The 25,055-nt window shown below is 74.7% G+C and carries 24 protein-coding genes; 12 read left to right on the top strand and 12 right to left on the bottom strand.

Annotated features, from left to right (window positions below; all coding sequences use genetic code 11):
• Window positions 1-48 precede the first annotated feature (48 nt).
• From ACIPW5_RS26960 to ACIPW5_RS26950, 3 genes are all read left to right on the top strand, one after another.
• Window positions 49-1,638 carry an alkaline phosphatase D family protein gene (locus ACIPW5_RS26960; RefSeq protein WP_401250158.1) on the top strand — a complete coding sequence of 530 codons (1,590 nt, stop codon included), beginning with the start codon at window positions 49-51 and terminating at the stop codon, window positions 1,636-1,638.
• A gap of 160 nt (window positions 1,639-1,798) precedes the next feature.
• Window positions 1,799-3,229: a GNAT family N-acetyltransferase gene (locus tag ACIPW5_RS26955; RefSeq protein ID WP_401249889.1), complete on the top strand. Its 1,431-nt coding sequence runs from the start codon at window positions 1,799-1,801 to the stop codon at window positions 3,227-3,229.
• A 110-nt stretch (window positions 3,230-3,339) separates the two neighbouring features.
• Window positions 3,340-5,049 (top strand): DUF885 domain-containing protein, encoded by a 1,710-nt coding sequence (locus ACIPW5_RS26950; RefSeq protein WP_401249887.1) that lies wholly within the window; start codon window positions 3,340-3,342, stop codon window positions 5,047-5,049.
• A 78-nt stretch (window positions 5,050-5,127) separates the two neighbouring features.
• Here the strand turns inward: ACIPW5_RS26950 and ACIPW5_RS26945 are convergent, their stop codons facing one another.
• Window positions 5,128-5,643, bottom strand: a complete 516-nt coding sequence (locus tag ACIPW5_RS26945) for a rhodanese-like domain-containing protein (protein ID WP_401249884.1) — start codon at window positions 5,641-5,643, stop codon at window positions 5,128-5,130.
• 94 nt (window positions 5,644-5,737) lie between these two features.
• Between ACIPW5_RS26945 and ACIPW5_RS26940 the strand changes: the two genes are divergently transcribed.
• A complete protein-coding gene (locus tag ACIPW5_RS26940; RefSeq protein ID WP_401249881.1) occupies window positions 5,738-6,184 on the top strand; it encodes an Lrp/AsnC family transcriptional regulator in 447 nt (148 codons plus the stop codon).
• On the opposite strand, the gene ACIPW5_RS26935 is transcribed toward ACIPW5_RS26940, so the two are convergent.
• Both ACIPW5_RS26935 and ACIPW5_RS26930 read right to left on the bottom strand, forming a co-directional pair.
• Entirely contained in the window at window positions 6,174-9,185 is a 3,012-nt protein-coding gene (locus ACIPW5_RS26935) for an AAA family ATPase (RefSeq protein ID WP_401249879.1), read from the bottom strand. The genes ACIPW5_RS26940 and ACIPW5_RS26935 overlap by 11 nt on opposite strands.
• Window positions 9,182-10,348 (bottom strand): exonuclease SbcCD subunit D, encoded by a 1,167-nt coding sequence (locus tag ACIPW5_RS26930; RefSeq protein ID WP_401249876.1) that lies wholly within the window; start codon window positions 10,346-10,348, stop codon window positions 9,182-9,184. Before ACIPW5_RS26930 ends, ACIPW5_RS26935 begins: the two co-directional genes overlap by 4 nt.
• Before the next feature lie 230 nt (window positions 10,349-10,578).
• Between ACIPW5_RS26930 and ACIPW5_RS26925 the strand changes: the two genes are divergently transcribed.
• Window positions 10,579-11,850 (top strand): vanadium-dependent haloperoxidase, encoded by a 1,272-nt coding sequence (locus ACIPW5_RS26925; RefSeq protein ID WP_401249874.1) that lies wholly within the window; start codon window positions 10,579-10,581, stop codon window positions 11,848-11,850.
• 45 nt (window positions 11,851-11,895) lie between these two features.
• On the opposite strand, the gene ACIPW5_RS26920 is transcribed toward ACIPW5_RS26925, so the two are convergent.
• On the bottom strand, window positions 11,896-12,525 hold the full coding sequence (locus tag ACIPW5_RS26920; RefSeq protein WP_401249871.1) for a YigZ family protein: 630 nt from the start codon (window positions 12,523-12,525) through the stop codon (window positions 11,896-11,898).
• A gap of 103 nt (window positions 12,526-12,628) precedes the next feature.
• On the opposite strand from ACIPW5_RS26920, the gene ACIPW5_RS26915 reads away from it, so the two are divergent.
• Window positions 12,629-13,033, top strand: a complete 405-nt coding sequence (locus tag ACIPW5_RS26915) for a CoA-binding protein (protein ID WP_401249869.1) — start codon at window positions 12,629-12,631, stop codon at window positions 13,031-13,033.
• A gap of 4 nt (window positions 13,034-13,037) precedes the next feature.
• Here ACIPW5_RS26915 and ACIPW5_RS26910 read toward each other — a convergent pair whose 3' ends face one another.
• Window positions 13,038-13,631, bottom strand: a complete 594-nt coding sequence (locus tag ACIPW5_RS26910; protein ID WP_401250155.1) for a helix-turn-helix domain-containing protein — start codon at window positions 13,629-13,631, stop codon at window positions 13,038-13,040.
• A gap of 109 nt (window positions 13,632-13,740) precedes the next feature.
• Between ACIPW5_RS26910 and ACIPW5_RS26905 the strand changes: the two genes are divergently transcribed.
• Window positions 13,741-14,607: an EamA family transporter gene (locus ACIPW5_RS26905; RefSeq protein WP_401249867.1), complete on the top strand. Its 867-nt coding sequence runs from the start codon at window positions 13,741-13,743 to the stop codon at window positions 14,605-14,607.
• 22 nt (window positions 14,608-14,629) lie between these two features.
• Here ACIPW5_RS26905 and ACIPW5_RS26900 read toward each other — a convergent pair whose 3' ends face one another.
• Entirely contained in the window at window positions 14,630-15,376 is a 747-nt protein-coding gene (locus ACIPW5_RS26900; protein ID WP_401249864.1) for an acyltransferase, read from the bottom strand.
• Between the two features lie 132 nt (window positions 15,377-15,508).
• On the opposite strand from ACIPW5_RS26900, the gene ACIPW5_RS26895 reads away from it, so the two are divergent.
• The gene (locus ACIPW5_RS26895; RefSeq protein WP_401249862.1) at window positions 15,509-16,066 is read left to right on the top strand and encodes a gamma carbonic anhydrase family protein; all 558 of its coding nucleotides are present in this window, start codon (window positions 15,509-15,511) and stop codon (window positions 16,064-16,066) included.
• A gap of 25 nt (window positions 16,067-16,091) precedes the next feature.
• Here the strand turns inward: ACIPW5_RS26895 and ACIPW5_RS26890 are convergent, their stop codons facing one another.
• Both ACIPW5_RS26890 and ACIPW5_RS26885 read right to left on the bottom strand, forming a co-directional pair.
• Entirely contained in the window at window positions 16,092-16,760 is a 669-nt protein-coding gene (locus ACIPW5_RS26890; protein WP_401250152.1) for a DedA family protein, read from the bottom strand.
• Window positions 16,761-17,012: 252 nt separating this feature from the next.
• Window positions 17,013-17,450, bottom strand: coding sequence for a DUF4442 domain-containing protein (locus ACIPW5_RS26885; RefSeq protein ID WP_042800586.1), 438 nt, complete (start codon window positions 17,448-17,450; stop codon window positions 17,013-17,015).
• A gap of 111 nt (window positions 17,451-17,561) precedes the next feature.
• Here ACIPW5_RS26885 and ACIPW5_RS26880 point away from each other — a divergent pair, with 111 nt between their 5' ends.
• Both ACIPW5_RS26880 and ACIPW5_RS26875 read left to right on the top strand, forming a co-directional pair.
• On the top strand, window positions 17,562-18,599 hold the full coding sequence (locus ACIPW5_RS26880) for a hypothetical protein (protein WP_401249859.1): 1,038 nt from the start codon (window positions 17,562-17,564) through the stop codon (window positions 18,597-18,599).
• A 115-nt stretch (window positions 18,600-18,714) separates the two neighbouring features.
• Window positions 18,715-20,016, top strand: coding sequence for an MFS transporter (locus ACIPW5_RS26875; protein WP_401249856.1), 1,302 nt, complete (start codon window positions 18,715-18,717; stop codon window positions 20,014-20,016).
• On the opposite strand, the gene ACIPW5_RS26870 is transcribed toward ACIPW5_RS26875, so the two are convergent.
• From ACIPW5_RS26870 to ACIPW5_RS26855, 4 genes are all read right to left on the bottom strand, one after another.
• Window positions 20,003-20,794: a spermidine synthase gene (locus ACIPW5_RS26870; protein ID WP_401250149.1), complete on the bottom strand. Its 792-nt coding sequence runs from the start codon at window positions 20,792-20,794 to the stop codon at window positions 20,003-20,005. The two genes, ACIPW5_RS26875 and ACIPW5_RS26870, sit on opposite strands and share 14 nt — an antisense overlap.
• A gap of 67 nt (window positions 20,795-20,861) precedes the next feature.
• Window positions 20,862-21,704: a patatin-like phospholipase family protein gene (locus ACIPW5_RS26865; RefSeq protein WP_401249853.1), complete on the bottom strand. Its 843-nt coding sequence runs from the start codon at window positions 21,702-21,704 to the stop codon at window positions 20,862-20,864.
• 83 nt (window positions 21,705-21,787) lie between these two features.
• A complete protein-coding gene (tuf, locus tag ACIPW5_RS26860; protein ID WP_401249851.1) occupies window positions 21,788-22,969 on the bottom strand; it encodes an elongation factor Tu in 1,182 nt (393 codons plus the stop codon).
• An 89-nt stretch (window positions 22,970-23,058) separates the two neighbouring features.
• On the bottom strand, window positions 23,059-23,199 hold the full coding sequence (locus tag ACIPW5_RS26855; protein ID WP_401249848.1) for a hypothetical protein: 141 nt from the start codon (window positions 23,197-23,199) through the stop codon (window positions 23,059-23,061).
• 122 nt (window positions 23,200-23,321) lie between these two features.
• Between ACIPW5_RS26855 and ACIPW5_RS26850 the strand changes: the two genes are divergently transcribed.
• Together ACIPW5_RS26850 and ACIPW5_RS26845 are read left to right on the top strand one after the other, a co-directional pair.
• Complete coding sequence (locus ACIPW5_RS26850) at window positions 23,322-24,038, top strand: TVP38/TMEM64 family protein (RefSeq protein WP_401249846.1); 717 nt, start codon at window positions 23,322-23,324, stop codon at window positions 24,036-24,038.
• Window positions 24,039-24,086: 48 nt separating this feature from the next.
• Window positions 24,087-24,965: an undecaprenyl-diphosphate phosphatase gene (locus ACIPW5_RS26845; protein ID WP_401249843.1), complete on the top strand. Its 879-nt coding sequence runs from the start codon at window positions 24,087-24,089 to the stop codon at window positions 24,963-24,965.
• The last annotated feature ends 90 nt before the right edge of the window (window positions 24,966-25,055 follow it).

Here is a 25,055-nt window from a genome sequence, read left to right as displayed (position 1 = left end):
GGTCCGGCCCGCTCCCGCCGGCCCCTGGAGACGCACCCCATGGCACCGATGCCGCACACCCGCCGGACCCTGCTCGGCGGTTCCCTCGCCGTCCCGCTGGGCCTGGCCCTGTCCACCGCGCTCGGCTCACCCGCCCTGGCCTCCCCCCGGCGGGCGCCCGCCTTCGTCCGCTCCGGACGCCCGGCGGCGCTCTGGGGGACCCAGTCGGGAGAGGTCACCTCCCACTCGGCCGCCGTCTGGACCCGTTCCGACCGCCCCGCCCGGATGTACGTGGAAACCTCCCCGAGCGAGTCGTTCCGCTACGGCGTCCGCCGGCACGGCGGGCCCTTCCTCGGCCCCGCCACCGACCACACCGGCACCACCACCCTGCGCGACCTGCCGCCCGGCCAGCGCATCCACTACCGGGTGGTGCTCACCGACCCGGACGACCCCCGCCGCTCCGGCGAGCCGGTGCGCGGCAGCTTCCGCACCACCCCCGTCTCCCGCCGCCACGACGTGCGCTTCCTGTGGTCCGGGGACCTGGCGGGCCAGGGCTGGGGGATCAACCCCGAGCTGGGCGGGTACCGGGTCTTCGACGAGATGCGGCTGCGCGACCCCGACTTCTTCCTCTTCAGCGGGGACACGATCTACGCGGACGGGCCGATCAAGGCCGCCGTGCCGCTGCCCGACGGCCGCGTCTGGCACAACGTCACCACCGAGGAGAAGTCCAAGGTCGCGGAGACCCTGGACGAGTTCCGCGGGAACTTCCGCTACAACCTGCTGGACCGCAACCTGCGCGACTTCTACGCCCAGGTCCCCGTGGTCGCCCAGTGGGACGACCACGAGGTGCGCAACAACTGGTATCCCGGCCAGCTGCTCGACGACCCGCGTTACACCGTCAAGGACGTCGACACCCTCGCCGCCCGCGCCCGCCAGGCCTTCGGCGAGTACTTCCCGGTCACGGACCTGCGCGGCGGGCGCGCCGAGGGGCGGATGTACCGGGTGGTGCGGCACGGCCCGCTGCTGGACGTGTTCGTGCTGGACATGCGCACCCACCGCGACGCCAACTCCCCCGGCCGCCAGACCGAGGACCCCGTCGGCATCCTCGGCACCGAGCAGCTGGCCTGGCTGAAGCGGGAGCTCTCGCGCTCCCGGGCCACGTGGAAGGTGATCGCCGCGGACATGCCGCTGGGCATCGTCGTCCCCGACGGGGCGGTGGACTTCGAGGCGGTGGCCCAGGGCGACCCCGGCGCCCCGCTGGGGCGCGAGCTCCAGATCGCCGACCTCCTGCGCCACATCAAGCACCGGCACATCACCGGCACCCTCTGGCTCACCGCCGACGTCCACTACACCGCCGCCAACCACTACGCGCCCGAGCGCGCGGCCTTCTCCGACTTCGCACCGTTCTGGGAGTTCGTGTCCGGTCCGATCGGCGCGGGCGGCTTCCCGGCGGGCCGGCTCGACGCGACCTTCGGGGCGAAGGCGGAGTTCGTCCAGTCGGCGCCGGTCGCCAACATGTCCCCGGCCGAGAACCCCCCGTACTACGGCGAGGTGGAGATCGACGGCGGCAGCGGGGAGCTCACCGTCCGGTTGCGCCGCCAGGGAGGCGGCGTACTCTTCACCAGGGTGCTCCAGCCGGGCCGCGTCGGACAGTCGTGACCACCGCCCGGCTCCCGGTCGGCGGTCCGCCGTCGACCGGCCGGCCGGTCGCCAGTGGAAATCCACTGGAAAACCAGGCGAAACCGACCAGATCGACGCTTAACCAGTCGGTCACAGACAGTTCGTGATCACGCAACACCCCTGAGCCAGAGTGGGGTGCATGACTGATCGCAACCCCCTCTCCGCCGCCCCGCGCCCCCACCGCCACCACTGGCGCCGGGACCTCGTCGAACTCGCCGCCCTCTTCTGCGCCGTCGCGGTCGCCGACGGCATCGCCAACCTCGTCGCGCACGGCCCGGACGGCCCCGTCCTGCTGGTCGCCTCGGCCGTCGCGCTCCTGGTCACGGCCGCCTTCCACACCTGGTGGGCGCGCCGGCACAGCCATGCCCCGCCCCCGGCGGCCAAGGCCCCCTCCGATCCGGCCGCCGCCACGGGGACGGCGGCGGAGCCGTCCGCCAACCCGGCGCTCTGGCGGATGCGGACGACCGTGCGCGACGAGCCCGGCAGTCTCGCCGCGCTGTGCACCGCGCTCGCCCGCGAGGGCGTCGACATCCTGACCCTGCAGACGCACCCCCTCCCCGAGGGCGGCACGGTCGACGAGTTCCTGCTGCGCTCCCCGCGCGAGCTGGCGGCCGCCGGCCTGACCCGCGCCGTCGCCCAGGCCGGAGGCCGCAGCACCTGGATCGAGCGCGCCGACGCCCACGACCTGGTGGACGCCCCCACCCGGGTGCTGGGCCTGGCCACCCGCACCGCCCTGGACGCCGCCGAACTCCCGCTCGCCCTGCGCCAGCTGCTCGGCCGCTGCACCATCCAGTCGATCCCCGCCACCACTCTCTCCGGCCGCCCCAACGCGGGCGCCGACGCCCCCGTCGAGGGCGTCCTGGAGTCCACGGTGATGCGGCTGCGCGACCCCTCGGGCGGCGCGATCACCGTGGAGCGGCCCTACCTGCCCTTCACCCCGACCGAGTTCGCCCGCGCCCGCGCCCTCGTCGAGCTCGACGCGCGCCTCGGGCACCGGATGCCCCGGAGCCAGGACGTGCTGACCCTGCCCGAGGGCAACGAGATCACCGTGCGCCGCGCCGACGCCTCCGACCTGGAGGCCGCCCGCGCCATGCACGAGCGGTGCAGCGAGCGCACCCTCGGCCTGCGCTACCACGGCCCGGTCGCCGACGCCGACCGCTACCTCGGCCACCTGCTGAGCCCCCGCTTCGGCCGCACGCTCGCCGCCACCACCGCCTCCGGCAGGCTCGTCGCCCTCGGCCACCTGCTGTGGGACGGCGACGAGACCGAGGTGGCCCTGCTCATCGAGGACGACTGGCAGCGCCGCGGCATCGGTTCGCAGCTGCTGCGCCGCCTCGTCGCGATGGCCGTCGAGGCCGGGTGCGACAGCGTGTACGCCGTCACGCAGGCCTCCAACACCGGGATGGTCGCGGCCATGCGCGGCCTCGGCCTGCCCCTCGACTACCAGATCGAGGAGGGCACCCTGGTGATCACCGCCCGCCTCGACGCGACTCCGGTCGTCACGCGCCTGCCCTACGAACTCCCGCGCGCGCAGGCCCCGTACGGGACCCGGAAGAACCCCGGGTGCTGAACGGGGGCCCGCGCCCCGGAAGTCGTAGGTCCCCGGCCGCCCAGCCCTCCGTCAGGAGGCTGAGCGGCCATGGTGATGACAGCAGGCCTCCCGCGTACGAAGATGTCCGCATGTCAGAGACCCTCCACACCGACCGCGCAGCGCGTCTGCCCCGTCAGGTCGCCGACGCCTACGTCGACGACCTCATCGCACTGGACCCGATCCAGGGCACCTACCTCGGCGTCGCCACCAGTTCGAGCCGGCTGCCCGACTACTCCCCCGCGGGCCGCTCCGCGCTCGCCGGACTGCTGCGCGCCACCCTCGCCCGGCTGGACGCCGCCGAGCTGCTGCCCGGCGCCGACACGGACGCCGAGCGCCGCTGCGCCCGGCTGCTGCGCGAGCGGCTGAACGCCGAACTCGCGGTGCACGAGGCCGACGAGGACCTGCGGGCGGTCAGCAACATCCACTCCCCCGCGCACGCCGTCCGCGAGGTGTTCACCCTCACCCCGGCCGACACCGAGGAGGACTGGGCCGCGATCGCCGAGCGGCTGCGCGCCGTCCCGGCCTGCCTCGCCGGGTACCGCGAGAGCCTCGCCCTCGGCCTGGAGCGCGGCCTGCACGGCAGCCCGCGCCCCGCCGCCACTTTCGTCGAGCAGCTCACCACCTGGGCCGGCCAGGACGGCGACGGCGCCCGGGACTTCTTCGGCGCGTTCGCCTCCGCCGGACCGGAGTCCCTGCGCGCGGAGCTGGACGGGGCGGCGGCCGGTGCGACGGCGGCCGTGGCCGGACTGCGCGACTGGATGCGCGACGTGTACGCGCCGGCCGTCGCGGACTCGCCGGACCCGGTGGGCCGCGAGCGCTACGCGCGCTGGTCGCGCTACTTCAACGGCACGGACCTGGACCTGGACGAGGCGTACGCCTACGGCTGGTCCGAGTACCACCGGCTGCTCGCCGAGATGAAGTCCGAGGCGGGCAAGATCCTGCCGGGCTGCGAGGACCCGTGGGACGCGCTGCGGCACCTGGACGAGCACGGCACCCACATCGAGGGCGTCGACGAGGTCCGCGACTGGCTGCAGGGCCTGATGGACGAGGCCATCGAGAACCTCGACGGCACCCACTTCGAACTCGCCGAGCGGGTCAAGCGGGTCGAATCGATGATCGCCCCGCCGGGCGGCGCCGCGGCCCCGTACTACACCAACCCCTCCGAGGACTTCTCCCGCCCGGGCCGCACCTGGCTGCCGACGATGGGCCAGACCCGCTTCCCGGTGTACGACCTGGTGTCGACCTGGTACCACGAGGGCGTTCCGGGCCACCACCTCCAGCTCGCGCAGTGGACCCACGTCGCAGACCGGCTCTCCCGGTACCAGGCGAGCGTCGGGCTGGTCAGCGCCAACGCCGAGGGCTGGGCGCTGTACGCGGAGCGGCTGATGGACGAGCTGGGCTACCTGAAGGACGCCGAGCAGCGGCTGGGCTACCTGGACTGCCAGATGATGCGCGCCGCGCGGGTGATCGTCGACATCGGCATGCACCTGGGGTTGGAGATCCCGGCGGACTCGCCGTTCCACCCGGGCGAGCGCTGGACGGTGGACCTGGCTCAGGAGTTCTTCGGTCTGCACAGCGGCCGGCCGGGGGACTTCGTCGAGAGCGAGCTGACCCGCTACCTGTCGATGCCGGGCCAGGCCATCGGGTACAAGCTGGGCGAGCGGGCCTGGCTGCTGGGGCGTGACAACGCCCGTGCCGCACACGGCGATTCCTTCGACCTGAAGAAGTGGCACATGGCGGCGCTGTCCCAGGGTTCGCTGGGGCTGGACGACCTGCTGGACGAGCTGTCCCGGCTCTGACCGGCCGGACGGACCGCCGGGCCGCCCGTTCCCCCGAGGGGGCGGGCGGCCCCGCGCCGTGCCGCGGGCGGTGCGGGTTCAGCAGCCGCAGTCGTCCGAGTCGGTGGGGGCGGTCAGCGGGTCGGCCTCCGCGCGCTGCCGGCTGCCCTCCCAGGTCTCGACCTCGAAGCCCTCGCGGATCCAGTACTCGATGCCGCCGAGCATCTCCTTGACCTGGAAGCCCAGTTCGGCGAGGGCGAGGGCGGAGCGGGTGCCCCCGTTGCAGCCCGGGCCCCAGCAGTAGGTCACCACGGGGACGTTCTTGTCGAGGAGCTTCTCGGCCTGCTCGGGGATGAGCGCGGTGGGCAGGTGGATCGCGCCCGGTACGTGGGCCTGGTCCCAGGAGGGCGTGGAGCGGGAGTCGACCAGCTGGAAGCCGAGGTCGGCGCCCTGCTCGCGGTGGGCCTTGAAGGCGGCGGCGACGTCCGACACGTCCGCGTGGAAGGCCAGGCTCGCGGCGAAGTAGGCGGCCGCGGCGGCCGGGGCCGCCGGGGGGACCCGGAGCACGGGGTTGACGGGGGCGGGGGCGGGGGTCTGGTTCTGCGTCGTCGTCATGGCTCAAAATCTACGAGCGGACGATCAAGGTGAGAAGTGGGTTTCCCCGGCCTTTCCCTTGTTCCCCCGGGGATTCCCCTGCTAGACCTCCACCATGACCGGTTATTCCCCCGACGCCACCGACTGGCGGATCCTCGCGGCGCTCCAGCAGGACGGCCGCGCCAGTTTCACCGAACTCGCCCGCACCGTGTCGATGTCCGCGAGCGCCGTCACCGAGCGGGTCCGCCGGCTGGAGGAGGCCGGGATCATCACCGGCTACACGGCGGTGGTCGACCACGAGAAGCTCGGCAAGGGCATCCTGGCGCTGGTGCGGCTGCGCTATCCGCACGGCAACTACAAGCCGTTCCACGACTTCCTGGAGGCGACCCCCGAGATCCTGGAGGCCCACCACGTGACCGGGGACGACTGCTTCGTCCTCAAGGTGGCCGCCCGCTCGATGGGCCACCTCGAGGAGGTCACCGGCCGGATCTCCGGGCTGGGCCCGGTGACCACCAGCGTCGTCTACTCGTCCCCGCTCGCCCGGCGTCCGCTCAGTCCGTGACGCCCGCCGTGCGGTGGCGCACCACGGAGCCGCCGCGCTGCTTGACGATCTCCAGCTGCGCCTGGACCCGGGTGCGCAGGTCACCGACGTGGCTGACGATGCCGACGCTGCGGTCGCGCTCGCGCAGCGAGTCCAGTACGTCGAGCACCTCGTCCAGCGCCTGCTCGTCGAGGCTGCCGAAGCCCTCGTCGATGAAGAGGGTGTCCAGGCGCATGCCGCCCGCCTCGTCGGTGACCACGTCGGCCAGGCCCAGGGCGAGGGCGAGGGAGGCGAAGAAGGTCTCGCCGCCCGAGAGGGTGGCGGTGTCCCGCTCGCTGCCGGTCCAGGCGTCCAGTACGTGCAGGCCCAGCCCGGAGCGCCCGCGCCCGCCGGACCTGGCGTCGGAGTGGACGAGGGTGTAGCGGCCGCCGGACATGCGCAGCAGCCGTACGGTCGCGGCGGCGGCGACCTGCTCCAGCCGTGCGGCCAGTACGTACGACTCCAGCCGCATCTTGCGCTCGTTGTCGGCGGAGGTGCCCGCGGTGAGCCCGGCCAGCCGGGCCACCCGCTCGTACGCCTCGCGCAGCGGGCCCAGGGCGCGCAGCTCCTGCTCCGCCTGGCGCGAGAGCCGGTCCAGCTCGGCGCACCGCACCCGGGCGGCGTCCACCGCCGAGGCGGCGGAGCGCAGCCGCGCGGCGGCCCGCTCCTCGGCGGCCGCGGCGGCGGCCGGCTCGGCGGGGGGCAGGGCTGCCGCGGCGGCGGTGTCCCGCTCGGCGTGCCGGTCGGCCAGCATCGCCTCCTCGGCCTGACAGGTGTCGAGGCGGTGCTGGAGGGCGGTGCGCTCGTACTCGGGGAGGACGGCGTCGGCGGCCTGCTCGGTGGTGTCGAACCCGGCCTTGAAGGCGGCGTCGGCGAGCTGCCCGTCGGCCTCCTTCAGCCGGGCGGCGGTGGTCTCGGCCCGGCGCAGCGCGGCGGCGGCCGTGGTCACCATCCGGATCCGGTCCTCGAGGGTGCGGGCGCGGGCGGCGACGCTGGGCGAGTCGGCGCGGACGAGGACCAGTTCGGCTTCGAGGGAGGCCTGCTCCTCGTCGAGGGCCTCGCGCCGGGAGGCCCGGGCGGCGGCCCGGCGTTCGGCTTCGAGCCGTTCGGAGCTGCGCGCCTGGTGCTCCCGCTCGGCGCGGGCGAGCCGCTCGCGGGCGGTGTGCAGCGCGGCGGCGTCCGCGTGGGCGGCGGCGTGGCGGGCGCTCAGGTCGGCGGTGAGGTCGAGGAGCTCGGCGGTGGTGGCGTCCCCGGCGGCGGACGCGGCCTCGGCCTCGGCCTCCCGGACGGCGGCGAGCCGCCGCTCGACGGCGGCCCTGCGCTCCTCGGCCTGCTCGAACCGGGCGTGGGCGGCGTCCTCGGCGGCACGGTCCACGTGCCCGGGAGCGGGGCGGGCCGGGTCGGGGTGCTCGGCGGACCCGCACACCGTGCAGGGCTCCCCGGAGGTGAGGGCGGCGGCCAGCTCGGCGGCGATGCCGCGCAGCCGGGCCTCCTTCAGCTCCAGCCAGGTCTCCCGGGCGGCGGACGCCTCCTCGCGCGCCCGCAGCAGTTCGCCCGCGGCGGCTGCGGCGTCGGCGGCGAGGGAGTCGCGGCGCCGGGCGGCCGTCAGCTGCATCCGGGCCGGCTCCAGCCGCCCTGCCAGCTGCTCGGCGAGGGTGAGGGCCTGCTGCGCGGAGTCGACCTTCTCCTGGAGGGCGGCCCGGGTGGCCTCCCAGCGGGCGAGCCACTCGGCGGACTCCTGGTACCGCTCGTCGGCGTCCCGGGACTCCCGCTCCAGCGTGGCGCGCTCCCGGCCGATCTCGGCGCTGCGCTGTTCCGCGCGCTGGGCGGCGCCGGCCGCGCCGAGGTCCTCGCGCAGGCGCTGCTCGACGGCGGCGAGCTGCTCGGTGCCGGCTCCGGCGAGCGGCGGGGGCAGTTCCGCGCGGGCCAGGGTTTCCGCGTGCGCGGCGGTGAGGTGGGCGGCGGCCGCGGCCCCGCGCAGTTCCAGGGCGGGGGCCACGAGGGCGCCCCGGCGGGCCCGGTCCAGCAGGGCCCGTACCCGCTCGCGCTCCGGCCCGGCCTGCGCCAGCCGGTCCGCCCGGCGGGCGGTTTCGGCGTGGCGGTGCTGGAGCCGGTCGAGTTCCCGCGCCTCCTCGGCGTCGCGCCGGGCGGCCGCGTGGCGTCCCTCGACGGCGGCGAGCGCGTACTCGGCGACGGTGAGCCGTTCCCGGGCGGAGCAGCGGGCGACGGCGGCCCAGGCACGGACGGCGTCGGCGAGGCCGGGGTCCCCGGGCTGGTGGCCGGGCAGCGGCCAGGCCCGCAGGTCGGCGCTGTGCCCGGCGGCCTGGTCGAGGCGCTGGGCGGCGGCGAGCACCTTCTCGTCGCCGGCCCGCACCTTCGCCTCGGCGGCGCGACGGCGGTCGGCGAGCAGGGTCTCGACGGCGGCGAAGCGGCGGGTGTCGAAGAGCCGGCCGAGGAGCCGGCCGCGGGCCTCGGCGCCGGCCCGCAGGAACTGGGCGAACTCCCCCTGGGGCAGCAGGACGACCTGGCAGAACTGCTCGCGGCTCATGCCGAGGAGCTGTTCGACCTCCTCGCCGATCTCCTGGTGGGAGCGGCTGAGGGCGGTCCAGCCGTCGGCGGTGTGCTCGCGGAGCCAGGACTGGGCCTTGTCCTTGGTGGTGCCGGTGCCGCGCTTCTTGGGGCGGTCCTGTTCGGGGCGCCGGGTGATCTCCAGGCGGCGTCCGCCCGCGGTGAGTTCGAGGGTGACCTCGGTGGGGGTGTCGGGGGCGGCGTGGTCGCTGCGCAGGGTGGTGCCGGGGGCCTGGCGGGAGCCGGGGACGGATCCGTAGAGGGCGTAGCAGACGGCGTCGAGGACGGAGGTCTTGCCGGCGCCGGTGGGGCCGTGGAGCAGGAAGATCCCGGCGCCGGAGAGGGAGTCGAAGTCGATGGTCTGGGGTTCGGCGAAGGGGCCGAAGGCGGTGATGCGGAGCCGGTGCAGCCTCATCGGCCGGCCTCCTGACGGCCGTCCTCGGCGCGGACGGCCTCGAAGGCGCCGCGCAGCACGGCGCGCTCGGCCTCGTCGGCGGTGCCGCCGCCGCGGACGTGGGCGACGAAGTCCTCGGCGATCTCCTGGTCGCTGCGGCCCTTGAGGCGCTGGGCGTAGGAGGCCGTGCCGTCCTCCTCGCGGCCCTCGGGGTCGAAGGCGAGGCTGAGGGCGTGCGGGAAGCGGGCGGCGAGCCGGGCCATCGGGTCCTCGGGGCGGGCGGGATCGGTGAGGGTGGCCTCGATCCAGGAGTCCTCGTACGCGGTGTGCGCGGGGTCGTCGAGGAGGTCCTCCAGGCGTCCGCGCAGCCGGGCGAGGGGGCGGGGCACGGGGGTGTCGATCCGCTCGGCGGTGATCTCCCCGGCCGGGCCGAGGTCGACGAGCCACATGGTCTTGCGGTGGGTGGCCTCGGAGAAGGAGTAGGCGAGCGGGGAACCGGAGTAGCGGACCCGTTCGTTGATCGTCTGGCAGCCGTGGAGGTGGCCGAGGGCGGCGTAGTCGACCCCGTCGAAGACGGAGGCGGGGACGGCCTCGACCCCGCCGACGGCGATGTCGCGTTCGCTGTCGCTGGCCTGCCCGCCGGTGACGAAGGCGTGGGCGAGGACCACGGAGCGGGTGCCGGCGGCCCGTCCGGCCAGGTCGGCCCGGATCCGGTCCATGGCCGCGCCCAGCACCGCCTCGTGGCCGGCCTTCTCGGCGCCGAAGGTGTCCTTGACCAGGACCGGTTCCAGGTAGGGCAGCCCGTAGAAGGCCACGTCACCGTGGTCGTCGGCCAGCAGCACCGGGTCGGCGCAGCCGGCGGGGTCGGTCCTGAGGTGGATCCCGGCCCGTCCGATCAGTCCGGCGCCGACCCCGAGGCGGCGGGCGGAGTCGTGGTTCCCGGAGATCATCACGGTCGGGACGCCGAGGTCGGCGAGCCGGTGCAGGGCCCGGTCGTAGAGCTCGACGGCGGGCAGCGGGGGCACGGCGCGGTCGTAGACGTCGCCGGCGACGAGGACGGCGTCGACCTCGTGCTCCCGGACGGCTTCGACGAGGTGGTCGACGAAGGCGGCCTGGGCCCCGAGCAGGTTCACGCGGTGGAAGGACCGGCCCAGGTGCCAGTCGGAGGTGTGCAGGAACTTCACTCGACCGCTCCGACCCGCACGCTTGCTCTCCTCTGGCTCCGCACCGACCATCCAGGCTAACCCGTACCCGGGCGCGACCCTGCCCGGGCGGGGAATCCGGCGGCCGCCCGGCCCCGGAACGGGCCGCGTGTTGCGGGAGCGTGGCGGCGGCGCGAAACCTCCGTGACCGAACTCCCCCGGCCGCTCGGGGCACTTGTAGCGTCCGGCGGCCCGCTGGTTGGCTTCGCGGCATGCCGCTTCCCGGACCTCCGCGCCTCCGTCCCGCGCTGATCGCCGCCGGCTCCGCCGCGCTGCTCGCGCTCACCGCCGCCGTGCCCTCGGCCGCTTCGCCGTCCGCCGCTCCGCCCGCCGCCGGGTCGGTGGTGCTCGACTGGTACGACGCCACCGCGCGGACCGTCGCCGCGGCGGCGGCCCCGACCCAGATCACCAACAGCCGCACCTGGGCGATCGGCTGGATCGCCGCCGCCCGCGCCGCGCGCGAGGCTCCCGGCGGGCCCGGCCGGAGCCGCTTCCAGGACGCGGCCGTCGCCTCCGCCGTGCACGACGCGCTGGTCGCGCTGGCCCCGTCCCGCCGGGCCGACCTCGACGCGGCCCTCACCGCCACGCTCGCCGGGATCCCGGACGGGCCCGCCGAGGACCGGGGCGTGGCCGCCGGGTCCCGGCAGGCCGCGGCGCTGCTCGCCGACCGCGCCGGTGACGGCCTCGACCCGGCCTCGTCCAACGCCCCCTTCGCCGTGCCGGGGGCCGCGCCCGGTGTGTGGCAGCCCACCCCGGACGGCTACGCGCCGGCGATCCAGTACGGCAACCGGCTGGGCCGGCCCTTCCTGCTGGAGCGCGCGGACCGGTTCCGGCCGGGGCCGCCGCCCCCGCTGGACTCCCGCCGCTACCGGGCCGACCTCGCGGAGGTGCGGGCGTACGGCGCGGCCGACAGCGCGGTGCGCACGCCGCGCCAGACGGAGACGGCCGCCTTCTGGTACGGGGGCTCGCTGACCCTGTTCACCGAGCCGCTGCGGGTGGCCGTGGCCCGCTCGCACGGCTCGTCCGCCGACCGGGCGTCGCTGGTCGCGCTCTTCCACGCGGCGTCGGTCGACACGCAGATCGCGACCTCCGACGGCAAGTACACGTACGTCCGCTGGCGGCCGGTGACGGCGATCCGGACCGGGGCGATCGACCCCGACCCGGCCTGGCGGCCCCTGCACCAGACCCCGGCCCACCCGGACTACCCCAGCGGCCACGCCACGTACGCCGGTGCGGCGCAGACGGTGCTGGACGCGCTCGCGGGGCCGGTGACGGGGCCCTTCGAGATCACCAGCCCGACCGCGCCGGGGGTGCGCCGGACGTACTCCGCGTGGAGCGGGCTCACCCGGGACAACGTGGACGCCCGGGTCTGGTCCGGGATCCACACCCGTACCGCCGACGAGGCGGGCGTGCGGCTCGGCGAGGCGGTGGCCCGCCACGCGCTGCGCAACGCGGACCGGCTGCTCGGCGGGCGTGGGGCTTAGGCCGCGCCTCCCGGCTAGCGCCGGGCCCGGTCCGGAAGACGCTGCCTAGCCGTCGCCGTAGGCCTCGCCGCCGAGTTCGAAGGCGGCCGTGCCGGCCGTGACGTCGGCGAGCCAGGCCCGGAAGGCGTCGACGTCCGCCTCGGGGAGGCCGATCTCGATGGAGACGGCTTCCCCGTAGCGCACGTCCAGCACGGTACGGCCGGTGGAGCGCAGGTCGTTCTGGGTCTTGCCGGCCCGCTGGTGGTCGACGGTGACGGTGGCCAGCCGGTACCGGTGTCGGGTGACGGTCCCGAGCGCGTCGAGCGCCTCGCCGACGACTCCCCCGTAGGCCCGGATGAGCCCGCCGGCGCCGAGCTTCACGCCGCCGTAGTACCGGGTGACGACGGCGACCGCGTACCGGACGTCGCGCCGGGTGAGCATCTGCAGCATGGGCACTCCGGCGGTCCCGCCGGGTTCGCCGTCGTCACTGGCCTTCTGGACGGAGGCGTCGGCGCCGATCACGTAGGCGTAGCAGTTGTGCGTGGCGGTGGGATGCTCCTTGCGGATGCGGGCGATGAACTCCTGCGCCTCCTGCTCGGTCGCGGCGGGCGCGAGCGAGCACAGGAACCGCGAGCGGTTGATCTCCGCCTCGTGCATCCCCTCGCGGGCCACGGTCACGTACTGGTCTGCCTTCACCGCTCCACCCTACGGGGAATCGGACGGGTGTCCGCGCCGTTGATCCTGCCGAACGGTCCGGCGGGAGGCTCCTGCCGGAGGACCCCGGCAGGAGGCGGCGCACGTGTACGGCGACCAGGCGACCATCCGCAAGATCCTCACCGAGCTCGGTGACACCTGGGCCGTGGTGGGCCTGTCCAACAACCGGGACCGGGCCGCCTACGGGGTGGCGCAGGTGCTCCAGCGGTACGGCAAGCGCGTGGTGCCGGTGCACCCGAAGGCGGAGACGGTGCACGGCGAGCAGGGGTACCCGTCGCTGGAGGCGATCCCGTTCAAGGTCGACGTGGTGGACGTCTTCGTGAACAGCGCGCTGGCCGGCCGGGTCGCCGACGAAGCGGTGGCCGTCGGCGCCGGGGCCGTCTGGTTCCAGCTCGACGTGGTCGACGAGGCCGCCTTGGCACGGACCCGCGGGGCGGGGCTGGAGATGGTGATGGACCGCTGCCCCGCCATCGAGATCCCCGCCCTGTAGCCGCTCAGGCCGGGCGGCCGCCGGCGCCCTGGACCGGGGGGATCGACACGGCCATGGTCATGACCATGGGGGCGGTCCCCTCGTTGCGGTAGGCGTGCGGGAGGTTCGCCTCGAAGGAGACGGCGCCGCCGGCCGGGACCACGTACCGGTCGTCGGCGAGGTCGAGGGTGAGTTCCCCGGCCGTCACGTGGAGCATCTCGAAGGTTCCGGCCGGGTGGGGGTCGGAGGCCGTGCCGTCTCCGGCCTCCAGGCGGTAGGTCCACATCTCCACCGGCCCCCGCCGGTCGTCGCCGAGCAGCATGCGGGCCTCGCTGCCCTCCGCGCTCGACCACATCCGCACGCCCTCCCCGGGCAGCACCACGCGGGCCTGCGGGCCGCGTTCGTGGTCCAGGAGGGTGGTGATGCTGACCCCGAGGGCGTCGGCCAGTTTGACCGTGGTGCCGACGCTGGGGTTCGTACGGGCCTGCTCGATCTGGATGATCATGCCGCGGCTGACCCCCGCGCGGGTGGCCAGCGCGTCCAGCGTGAAGCCGCGTTCGCCGCGCCACCGCTTGAGGTTGCGGGCCAGCGCCTGGGTGAGCTGTTCGAGGTCCGACACCATTCCGTCCAATATTCTGGATGACACAGTCCAACAGACTGAACTAACCTGCGGTGTATTCGATGCTGCACTCCACCGTTCACCGCACTGTACTGCGAGGCCCCCTGCCATGACCGCCCTCTTCGCCCTGGCCACAGCCGTCCTGTGGGGCCTCGCCGACTTCGGCGGGGGGCTGCTGACCCGGCGGATACCGGCGCTCACGGTGCTGGTGGTCTCACAGCTCACCGCCGTCGTGGTGCTCGGCGCGGTCGTCGTCGGCACCGGGGCGTGGAGCGAGGCGGGACCGCAGCTGTGGTTCGCGGTGGCCGCGGGCCTGGTCGGACCGGCCGCGATGCTCGCCTTCTACAAGGCCCTGGCCCTGGGACCGATGGGCGTGGTCTCCCCCCTCGGCTCCCTCGGTGTGGTCGTGCCGGTCGGCGTGGGCCTGGCCCTGGGCGAGCGGCCGGGGCTCGGCCAGTTCGCGGGCATCGCGGTGGCCGTCGCCGGCATCGTCCTGGCCGGCGGCCCCGAGCTGCGCGGCGCCCCCGTGCAGCGGCGGGCCGTGGTGCTGACCCTCGTCGCGGCCTTCGGCTTCGGCGCGGTCATGGCCCTGATCTCCGAGGCGTCCACCACCATGACCGGGCTCTTCCTCGCCCTGTTCGTCCAGCGGGTCACGAACGTCACCGTCGGCGGCGTCGCCCTGCTCGTGCAGACCCGGCGCGGGATCCCCGCGCTGCCGGAGGGCACCGGCCCGCGCGTGCTGTGGGGCATGCTGCCCGCCCTGGCCTTCGTGGGCCTCGCCGACGTCGCGGCCAACGGCACCTACTCCCTCGCCGCCCAGAACGGGCCCGTCACCGTGGCCGCCGTGCTCTCCTCGCTCTACCCGGTGGTGACCGCGTTCGCCGCCTTCGCCGTACTCAAGGAGCGGCTGCGCAGCATCCAGGCGGCCGGCGCGGGCCTGGCCCTGGCGGGCACCGTCCTGCTCGCCGCCGGCTGAGCCCGCCGGCACGGCGCCGGGCTCAGGACGGCTCGGCCTCCGCCAGCAGGGCCAGCCCGCGCAGCTGCTCGGGCGTCATCCCGTCGGGGATCGGCACCGGGGCGGGCGTCCGCAGCGGCGGCTGCCAGCCGGTCTCCGGCTGCCAGCGGCGCACGATCCTGGCCGGGGCCCCGGCCACCACGGAGTGGTCGGGCACCTCGCCCCGTACGACGGCCCCCGCGGCCACGACCACGTTGCGGCCCAGCTTCGCGCCCGGCAGGACCACCGCCCCCGTGCCCAGCCAGCAGCCCGGCCCGATCTCCACCGGGGCGTTGCGGGGCCACTGGCGCCCGACGGGCTCGTGCGGGTCGTCGTAGCTGTGGTTGGTGGAGGTGATGTACACCCCCGGCCCGCAGAAGGTGTCGTCGCCGATGGTGATCCGGGCGTCGGCGATGACGTGGCTGCCGCGGCCGAGGACCACCCCGTTGCCCAGCACCAGCACCGGGTCCGCGCCGAGGTCGAGGTCCGGCATCATCCCGGCCGTCAGGGTGACCTGCTCGGCGATGATGCAGTGTCCGCCGAGCCGGATCCAGCGCTCGCCGAAGACCGTGCCCTGGGGGAAGGCCAGCCGGGTGCCCTCTCCGATCGCACCGAAGCGCAGCCGGCCCGGGTGCTGCGCGGTGACCGCCCCGGCCCGCTGCATCCAGCGCCAGCCGGCGTGCACCGCGCGGCTGGCGATCCGGCCGCGCAGGGCCGCCAGGGATGAGAACGTGTTCTGGTTCTTCGGCACCCGGCCACGGTAGTGCGCACCGCGCCGGAGGTCGGGACCCGGCTCCTGTGATCTTCACCCCATCGCGGGGCGGCGGGGCCCCGTGCCCTACGGTGCAGTTGGCGCGGCATCCGGAATCAGAGGGAAGTGACCATGACCTATCAGCCGAACCAGGCGCACCAGGGGGCTCTCATCGCGGGCGTGGGCGACCGGAAGCCGTCGGTGGACCCGACGGCCTTCACCGCCCCGACCTCCGTCGTCGTCGGGGACGTCACGCTCGGCGCCGGCGCGAGCATCTGGTACTCGGCGGTGCTGCGCGGCGACTGCGGCCCGATCACCCTGGGCACGCACAGCAACGTGCAGGACAACTGCACGGTCCACGTGGACCCCGGCTTCCCGGTGTCCATCGGCGAGCGCGTCTCCATCGGGCACAACGCGGTCGTCCACGGCTGCACGGTGGAGGACGACTGCCTGATCGGGATGGGCGCGACCGTGCTGAACGGCGCCGTGATCGGCGCGGGTTCGCTGGTGGCCGCGCAGGCCCTGGTGCCGCAGGGCATGGTGGTCCCGCCCGGCTCGCTGGTCGCGGGCGTCCCGGCCAAGGTGCGGCGGGAGCTCACCGAGGAGGAGCGCGAGGGCATCCGGGTGAACGCCGCGATGTACACGGAGCTGGCGGAGCAGCACCGCGCCTCGGTGGCCCCCGGCGCCTGATCCGGGGCCCGGCCGGGGCCTCGGGTCAGTCCGAGGCGCCCGCCGGGGCGGTGGCCGGCTCCGGCGACGGCTCGGCCGCGCGGGCCTCGGCGGCCGCCTTCTTCATCCGGCTGCGCAGGACCAGGGTCACGGTGAGCCCGATCAGCAGGGCCACGACCAGGGCCAGCCAGGAGAACCGCTTCAGCCACGGCTCGGCGACGATGCCGACGGAGTAGATGACGGCGGTGGTGCCGCCCGCCCAGAGGATGCCGCCGAGGACGTTGGCGACGAGGAAGCGCCAGTACGGCATCTGCAGCACGCCGGCGAGCGGGCCGGCGAAGATGCGCAGGAGGGCGACGAAGCGCCCGAAGAAGACGGCCCACATGCCCCAGCGGTCGAACGACCGCTCGGCCATGGCCACCTGGTCGGGCCCGAAGTGCTTGGGGAACCGCCTGCCGAGTTTCTCCAGCAGCGGCTTGCCGCCGCGGCGGCCGATGGCGTACCCGATCGAGTCGCCGATGATCGCGCCCGCGATCGCGCACAGGCCGAGGACCACCGGGTCGATCTGCCCGTGCTGCGAGGCGAGCAGGGCCGAGCTGACGAGGATGATCTCGCCCGGCAGCGGGATGCCCAGGCTCTCCAGACCGATGACCAGTCCCACCAGGAGATAGACACTGATCGCCGGGATTTCCTCCAGCCATTCCTGGACGTGCACCGGTATGCCCTCCCTCGTCGTCACCGGCGCGCCCCCGAGACACGCCGAACGGGCAGCCTATCCGCTCCCCGCCACGGCCCCCGCCCACAGCGGGCGCTCTCGGGACGAACGACCGGCGAACACCTCGGGTTCCGGCGGCGGGGCGCACCGGCCCCGGACAGCACGGCGGGAGCGGCCCGCGCCGGACCGCTCCCGCCCCCACTGTGCCGCTCCCGCGTCCCGTTCGCGGCGTGACGCGCCGCGCGGGGAGTCCTACGCGTTCGGGCGCAGCGTCCAGACGACGGTCATCTCGCCGGTGACGGCCTCGTCCTCGCGCTGGATGGCGATGGTGACGGGGAACTCGGGGCGGCCGCCCGCGTCGAGCTCGGCCACCACGTCGGCGGCCGGGCGGCCGAGGGTGGCGGTGGCGGTGACGACGCCCTTGGCGAGCTTCTTGTAGCCGATCTCGGCCTTGACGGCCAGCGGCACGGCCCGCGAGAGCTGGTCGCCGAAGGCGGCCAGGACGATGGCCCCGCTCGCGGACTCGGCCAGGGTGAACATGGCTCCGGCGTGCGGGCCGCCGACGTGGTTGTGGAAGTCGGGCTGGTCCGGCAGGCGGACGACGGCGCGCTCCGGCGTGGTCTCCAGGAACTCCAGGTTCAGGGTGCGGGCCATCGGCACCGTCTGGGCGAGCAGTTCGCCCACGTTCATCTGTTCTGCGCTCATGGCACGCGATGTTACCCACGAGTAGGCGGCGTTGGCCAGAGCCGAAGCGGGGGCGGACGTGGCTCCTGTCGGCGGCTCCCACTATGGTTACCGGCCATGTGGCCAGGACAGCAGCAGCAGCCCGGGGGCGAACAGAACCCCCAGGACCCGCGTCAGAACCCGTACCAGCAGCAGCCGGGACAGCCGAACCCGTACCAGCAGCAGCCCCAGCCGGGATTCGGTGAGCAGCAGCCCGGCTACGGATACCCGCAGGCGGGCGGCTACCAGACCCCGCCGCCCGTCCAGCCGTGGGGCAACCCCACCCAGCAGCAGCCCCCGGTGCGCCAGTCCGGCGGCAGCCCCTTCTCCACCCGGACGGTGGCCATCGTCGCCGCCTCCGCGGTCGTGGTGACGGCCGCGGCCACCGCCGCCTTCGTGCTCACCCGGGACGACGAGGGCGCCGACCGGGCCGACGCCAAGCCGGCCGCCTCCTCCCCCGCGCCCGCCGCCCCGGTCGCGCCCGCCTCCCCGAGCGCCGCCAACCCGCGCGCGGGCGGCGACGTCAAGCCGGTCATCCCGGGCTGGAAGGTGGTCATCAACCCGAAGCACGGCACCGCCTTCGACGTCCCGCCGGAGTGGAACGTCCTGGGGTCCGGCGTCATCGCCGGCTTCGAGGACGCGGAGAAGAAGGACGGCTCCCCGCTCGTCACGTTCTCCGCACCGGCCTACTTCAAGGAGGACTGGTGCAAGGTGGACTCCAACAAGGACGGGCGCGAGGAGACGACCTCGCTGGCCGGCACCGGCACCAAGGGCGGCCAGGGCGCCAAGGACACCGCCGGGGCGGCCCACAGCGAGGCCGGGACCTGGGTGTTCGCCGGGTACTCGCAGAAGCTGCCCAAGGAGATGGTCAAGATCTCCGAGTCGAAGGAGTACACCACCCTCTCCGGCCTCAAGGGGCACGTGGCGACGGCGACCGTGAGCGGCGTCCCCAAGGAGAACAAGTGCTCCTCGGACGGCAAGAGCATCGCCTTCAGCTTCAAGAACTCCAAGGGTGACTTCGCCAGCTGGGTGCTCTACGGCGCCGCCGGCGTCCCCGGCGAGGTCGACCAGGCGACCTGGGAGAAGATCCTCAGCTCGGTCCGCCTGAGCGGCTGACGCGGGCCCCGCCGCTCCGGCGGGATCCCGCCGCTCCCCCACGATCCCCGGGCCGATCATCCCTTTTCCGTTAATTCGGTTGGATTCCCGGCCCGGGGCGGGGGATAGTCCCGTGGTGAGCCCCCGCACCGTCCTCCGGACCCCCCGCCGCCGGCCCGCCTGGGCGGGACGCAACTACAGCCTCCTGACGGGCGCCGCGGTCGTCACCAACCTGGGCAGTCACGGGGCGCTCATCGCCGCCTCCTTCGCCGTGCTCGAAGCGGGCGGCAGCGGCGCCGACGTCGGCCTCGTCGCCGCCGCCCGGACGCTGCCCCTCGTCCTCTTCCTGCTCGTCGGCGGGGCGCTCGCCGACCGGCTGCCGAGGCACCGCGTGATGGTCGCGGCCAACGCCCTCAACTGCGTCTCGCAGGCGGCCTTCGCCGCGCTCGTCCTGGCCGGGGACCCGAAGCTCTGGCAGATGATGCTGCTGACCGCGCTCTGCGGTACCGGCACCGCCTTCTTCAACCCCGCCGCCGAGGGCATGCTCCTGTCCAGCGTCTCGGGCGAGCACGCCAACCGGGCCTTCGCCCTCTTCCGCATGGCCATGAACGGCGCCGGCATCGGCGGCGCGGCCCTCGGCGGCGCGCTGATCGCCGCGATCGGCCCCGGCTGGGTGCTGGCCGTGGACGCGGCGGCCTTCGCCGTCGCAGGGGCCCTGCGCGCCTTCCTCGACGTCGGGCCCACCGCCGAACGGCCCCCCGGCGGTGGCCTGCTGGCCGACCTGCGCGAGGGCTGGGTGGAGTTCCGGACCCGGCCCTGGCTGTGGAGCATCGTGCTCCAGTTCTCCGTGGTCGTCGCCGTCGTGGGGGCGGCCGAGGCCGTGTACGGGCCCCTCGTCGCCCGCGAGCGGCTCGGCGGTCCCGCCCCGTGGGGCGTGGCGCTGGCCTTCTTCGGCGCGGGCACCATCGCCGGAGCGGTCCTGATGATGGTGTGGAAGCCGCGCCGGCTGCTGCTGGTCGGCACCCTGTGCGTGTTCCCGCTGGCGCTGCCGTCGGCGGGGCTGGCCGTCCCGCTGCCCGTCTGGGGGCTGTGCGCCGTGATGTTCGTCAGCGGCGCCGCGATCGAGGTGTTCGGCGTGAACTGGATGACCACGATGCACCAGGAGATCCCCGAGGAGAAGTTCTCCCGGGTCTCCGCGTACGACTGGTTCGGCTCGGTGTCCATGCTCCCGCTCGCCACCGCCCTGGCCGGACCGGCCGAGGCCGCCTTCGGCCGCACCCAGGCCCTGTGGGGCTGCGCGGGGCTGGTGGTCGCCGCCACCGCCCTGGTCCTGTTCGTCCCGGAGGTGCGCCGGATCACCCGCAGGCCCGCGCCCGTGAAGGGCTCGGCCCCCGCCCCGGCGGAGGCCGACGCGCACACCGCGGTCACCCCAGGCTGAAGGCCCCTTCCGGCGGGGCCGGCGAGGAGACCGCGTCCGCGTCCGCGACCGGACGCGCCCCGCGCATGAACCGGGCGAGCCCCTCCCCCGACTCCACCCGGGCGGGGAAGGCGTCGGCGGCGCACCGCCGGGCCAGCGCGGCCAGCGGCAGCGGGGCGTCGGAGGCCAGCAGCACCGCGTTGCCGAAGCGCCGCCCGCGCAGCACCCCCGGCTCGGCGACGAGCGCCAGCTCCGCGAACGCGGCGGCGAAGTTGGCCAGCTGGGTCTTGAGGAAGCCGAACGGTGCCCCGTCGGCCAGGTTCGCGGCGTACAGCCCGCCGGGCCGCAGCACCCGCGCCGCCTGCCGCGCGTACTCCACCGAGGTCAGCTGGGCCGGCACCCGCGAGCCCCCGAACACGTCGGCGACCAGTACGTCCGTGCTCGCCGCCGGGGCGGCCTCCAGCCAGGCCCGCGCGTCGGCCGCGTGCACCGTCACCCGGGCCCCTGCGGCCAGCGGCAGGTGCCGCTCCACCAGGTCCACGAGGGCCGCGTCGAACTCGACCACGTCCTGCCGGGACCCCGGACGGACCGCTTCGGCGTAGCGGGGCAGGGTGAGGGCGCCGCCGCCCAGGTGCAGCAGGTCCAGGGCGGCGCCGGGCTCGGCCGCGCAGTCCAGGACGTGCGCGAGGCGGCGTACGTACTCGAACTCCAGGTGCTCGGGCTCGTCGAGGTCGACGTAGGACTGGGGAGCCCCGTCCACGGTGAGCAGCCAGGCGCGCTCCCGGTCCACGTCCGGCATCAGCTTGGCGGTGCCCTGGCCCACTTCCCGGATCACCGGGATCTGTTCGTCGCTCACCCCACCATTGTCAGGCCGCCCAGACGGCCGCCGCGTCGGCCGCGTGCGCCGCGGCCTGCGCCAGCCCGGCGCGGGCGGCGGGGTCGCGCCGCGCCGGGTCCAGGACGTTGCGCCCGAAGGCCTTGCGGGCCTCCGGGGACGGGGTGATCAGCAGCACCCGGGCGCCGGCCGCCCGCAGCCGGGCCGCCTGGGAGGCGGGCGAGGGCAGCAGCGCGGAGCCCAGGGCGATCGGCGCGAGGATCACCACCCGCGCGTACCCGGCCGCGAGGTCGGCGTTGGTCGCCGAGCGGACCCCGCCGTCGATGAAGCGGCGCCCGCCGACCGTCACCGGCGGCCAGACGCCCGGTACGGCGCAGCTCGCGGCGACGGCGTCGACGAGTCCGGCGCCGCTCTCCCGGTCGAAGTCGGCCGGGGCCCCGCTGAGCGCGTCGACGGCGGTGACGACGAGCCGCCGCTCGGGCCACTCGTGCGCGACGAGCCGGGCCGCCAGCACCTCGCGCCGCGCCGCTTCCGCGCCGGTCTCCGCGGCCAGCGCGAAGGCCCCGACGCGGCGTCGGTAGGCGGCGGCGTCCCGGGAGCGCACCAGCGCGAGGGCGTGGCGGGCGAGGACCCCGGCACCGATCCGCGCCGCCCGCTCGCCGGCCGGGTCGCCGAGCTGGCGCTCGTACAGCTCGCGTGCGGTGAGGCCCGAGGTGAGCTGGGCGCCGACCACGGAGCCCGCCGAGGTGCCGACGACCAGGTCGGCGGTGGTGAGGTCCACGCCGGCCCGGGAGAGCCCGTACAGGATCCCGGACTCCCAGCCGACGCCGGTCAGGCCTCCGCCGCCGAGCACCAGTGCCGTTCCGCCGTCCATGCCGGCCCCCTCGCCTACCTCGTTGGTGACGGCAGTCTGGCGCAGCCGGACCGCCGCCACCACCTCGGGGTGCGGTACGGGGCTCAGCCGAGGACGGCGGTCACCGTCCCCGCGCCGACCGTGCGGCCGCCCTCGCGGATGGCGAAGCCGAGCCCCGCCTCCAGGGGCACGTCCCGGCCGAGCTCGACGGTCATGGCGACCGTCTCCCCGGGCCGGGCCACACCCGCGGCGCCCAGGTCCACGTCCCCGACCACGTCGGCGGTCCGGACGTAGAACTGCGGCCGGTAGCCGGTCGAGACGGGCGTGGTGCGCCCGCCCTCGCGCGCCGAGAGCACGTACACCCGGGCGGTGAAGCGCCGGCTCGGCACCACGCTGCCGGGCGCCGCGACCACGTGCCCGCGGCGCACCCCGTCGCGGTGCACCCCGCGCAGCAGCAGCGCGACGTTGTCGCCCGCCTCCGCCGCCTCCATCGGCTTGCCGAAGGTCTCCAGGCCGGTGACCACGGTCTCGACGGGCTCGCCGTCGCCCCCGAGGACGCTGACCCGGTCGCCGAGCCGGATGGTGCCGCGCTCGACGGCGCCGGTGACGACGGTGCCGCGGCCCGTGATGGTCAGCACGTTCTCGACCGGGAGCAGGAACGGCGCGTCGGTGTAGCGCACCGGCATCGGCACGTACGTGTCCACCGCGTCGAGCAGCGCCTCGATCGCCCCGGTCCATTGCGGGTCGCCCTCCAGCGCGCCGAGCCCGGAGACCCGTACGACCGGTGCGGCGTCCCCGCCGTAGCCGTGGGCGGAGAGCAGCTCGCGGACCTCCAGCTCGACCAGGTCGGTCAGCTCGGGGTCCCCGGCGTCGGCCTTGTTGAGGGCCACCACGATGTGGTCGACGCCGACCTGGCGGGCGAGCAGGACGTGCTCGGCGGTCTGGGGCATGACCCCGTCGAGGGCGGAGACGACGAGGATCGCCCCGTCGAGCTGGGCCGCGCCCGTGACCATGTTCTTGATGTAGTCGGCGTGGCCGGGCATGTCGACGTGGGCGTAGTGCCGGGTGTCGGTCTCGTACTCGACGTGCGTGAGGTTGATGGTGATGCCGCGGCGGGCCTCCTCGGGGGCCCGGTCGATGCGGTCGAACGGCACGAAGGAGGCGCCGCCGCGCTCGGCGAGGACCTTGGTGATGGCGGCGGTGAGGGTGGTCTTGCCGTGGTCGACGTGGCCCATGGTGCCGATGTTGAGGTGCGGCTTGGTGCGGGTGAAGGCCGTCTTGGCCATGATCTCTTCCCGTGGCTCGAAGCGTGATCGGGACCCCTGGATTCAGCCGACCCTCCCCCTGCGGGGTCCGCCGGACGATCCGGGAAGGGTCAGCTTCGTGCGCCGTCGAAGGCGGCGAGTGCCGCTGCGGCGAATGCCTCTGCGAGGGCGACGGCCGAGGAGGCGAGGACGGCAGCCTTCGGCGCGTCCGCGACTGCGGACGGCGCTGCGGGGAAGGCGTACCGGGACATGCACCAGATCCTGCCGGAGGGCCGGGGCGGCGTCGAACGATTTACCGGGGCGAGGTCCGGAAGAAGCCCGGATGAGGCCTGGATTACGGCGGGGCGCCATATGTGTCGGTTAGTCTCCCCGGATGTCCCTCCTCCTCGCGCCGATGGCCCGGCTGGCGCTGCTCGTCGTGCTGCTGCTCGCGGCCGGGGTCTGCGTCCTGCTCTTCGAGCCCCAGCGGCTGCTGTCCCAGGGCTGGCCGCCGGGGCTGCCGGTGGGGACGGGGGTGCTGCTGTTCGCGGCCGCGTACGGCGTGTGCACGGCCGCGTTCGTGCCCCGGCCGCTGCTCAACCTCGCCGCCGGGGCGGTCTTCGGATCGCAGTTCGGGCTGGTGGCGGCCGTCGGCGGCACCGTGGTCGGGGCGGGACTCGCCTTCGGGCTGGGCCGGGTCATGGGGCAGGAGGCGTTGCGTCCGTACCTGCGCGGGCGCTGGCTCCGGGCGGCCGACGGCCAGCTGAGCCGGCACGGCTTCCGTTCGATGCTGGCGGTCCGGATCTTCCCCGGGGTGCCCTTCGCCGCGGCCAACTACCTCGCCGCCGTCTCCCGCTGCGGCTGGCTCCCCTTCCTCCTCGCCACGGCGCTCGGGACGGTGCCCAACACCGCCGCGTACGTGATCGCCGGAGCCAGTGCCTCCTCCCCCGGATCGCCCGCGTTCCTGGCCTCGTTCGGCTTCATCGCGGTCTCCGGGGTGGTCGCGGCGGCGGTCGCCTGGCGCAAGCGGCACCGGCTGGCACCCGCCCCGGCGGCCGAGGCGGCCCCGGGGCACCCCCCAGTGGTCACCGCGGCTCCCCACGGGCCCTAGCATCGGACCCGAACTGCCCGACGATCACAAGGACGAGCGCACCCCGACATGAGCTGGTTCGAATCCCTAATCCTCGGTCTCGTCCAAGGGCTTACGGAGTTCCTCCCGATCTCCTCCAGCGCCCATCTGCGGCTGACCGCGGCTTTCGCCGGCTGGCACGATCCGGGTGCCGCCTTCACGGCCATCACCCAGATCGGCACCGAGGCCGCCGTGCTGATCTACTTCCGCAAGGACATCGGGCGGATCATCTCCACCTGGTTCCGCTCCCTGTACACCAAGGCGCTGCGCTCCGAGCAGGACGCCAAGATGGGCTGGCTGGTCATCGTCGGCTCGATCCCGATCGGTGTCCTCGGCGTCCTGTTCAAGGACCAGATCACCGGCCCGGCCCGTGACCTGCGGCTGACCGCGACCACGCTGATCGTGATGGGCCTGGTCCTCGGCTTCGCCGACTGGCTGGCCTCGCGCGACGAGGAGGGCGGCCGGCACCGCGTGGTCAAGCAGCGCAAGACGCTCGGGGAACTGGGCGTCAAGGACGGCCTGATCTTCGGCCTCTGCCAGGCGATGGCGCTGGTCCCGGGCGTCTCCCGGTCCGGTGCGACGATCTCCGGCGGTCTGCTGCTCGGCTTCACCCGCGAGGCGGCGGCGCGCTACTCCTTCCTCCTGGCCATCCCGGCGGTGCTGGCGTCCGGCGCGTTCGAGATCAAGGACGTGGCCGAGAACCCGGGGCACATCTTCTGGGGGCCGACCATCTTCGCCACGGTGCTCGCCTTCTTCGTCGGCTACGCGGTCATCGCATGGTTCATGAAATTCATTTCCACCAAGAGCTTCATGCCCTTCGTGATCTACCGGATCCTGCTCGGCATCGTGCTGTTCGTGCTCATCGGCACGGACGTGCTCAGCCCGCACGCCGGCGAGTCGGGGTCCTAGTCTTCCGAGTCAGGAATTCTGTTCAGATGTGTAGGCTTGCGGTATGGCACGTACGGGGCGGCCGAAGGCCGAGTTGACGTTGTCGGATGA

Origin of the sequence: Streptomyces sp. NPDC090077 (assembly GCF_044747545.1) — a bacterium.
Taxonomy (GTDB): domain Bacteria; phylum Actinomycetota; class Actinomycetes; order Streptomycetales; family Streptomycetaceae; genus Streptomyces.
The sequence above is the reverse complement of the archived record's forward strand: the minus strand, read 5'-3'. Positions and strand labels throughout refer to the sequence as shown.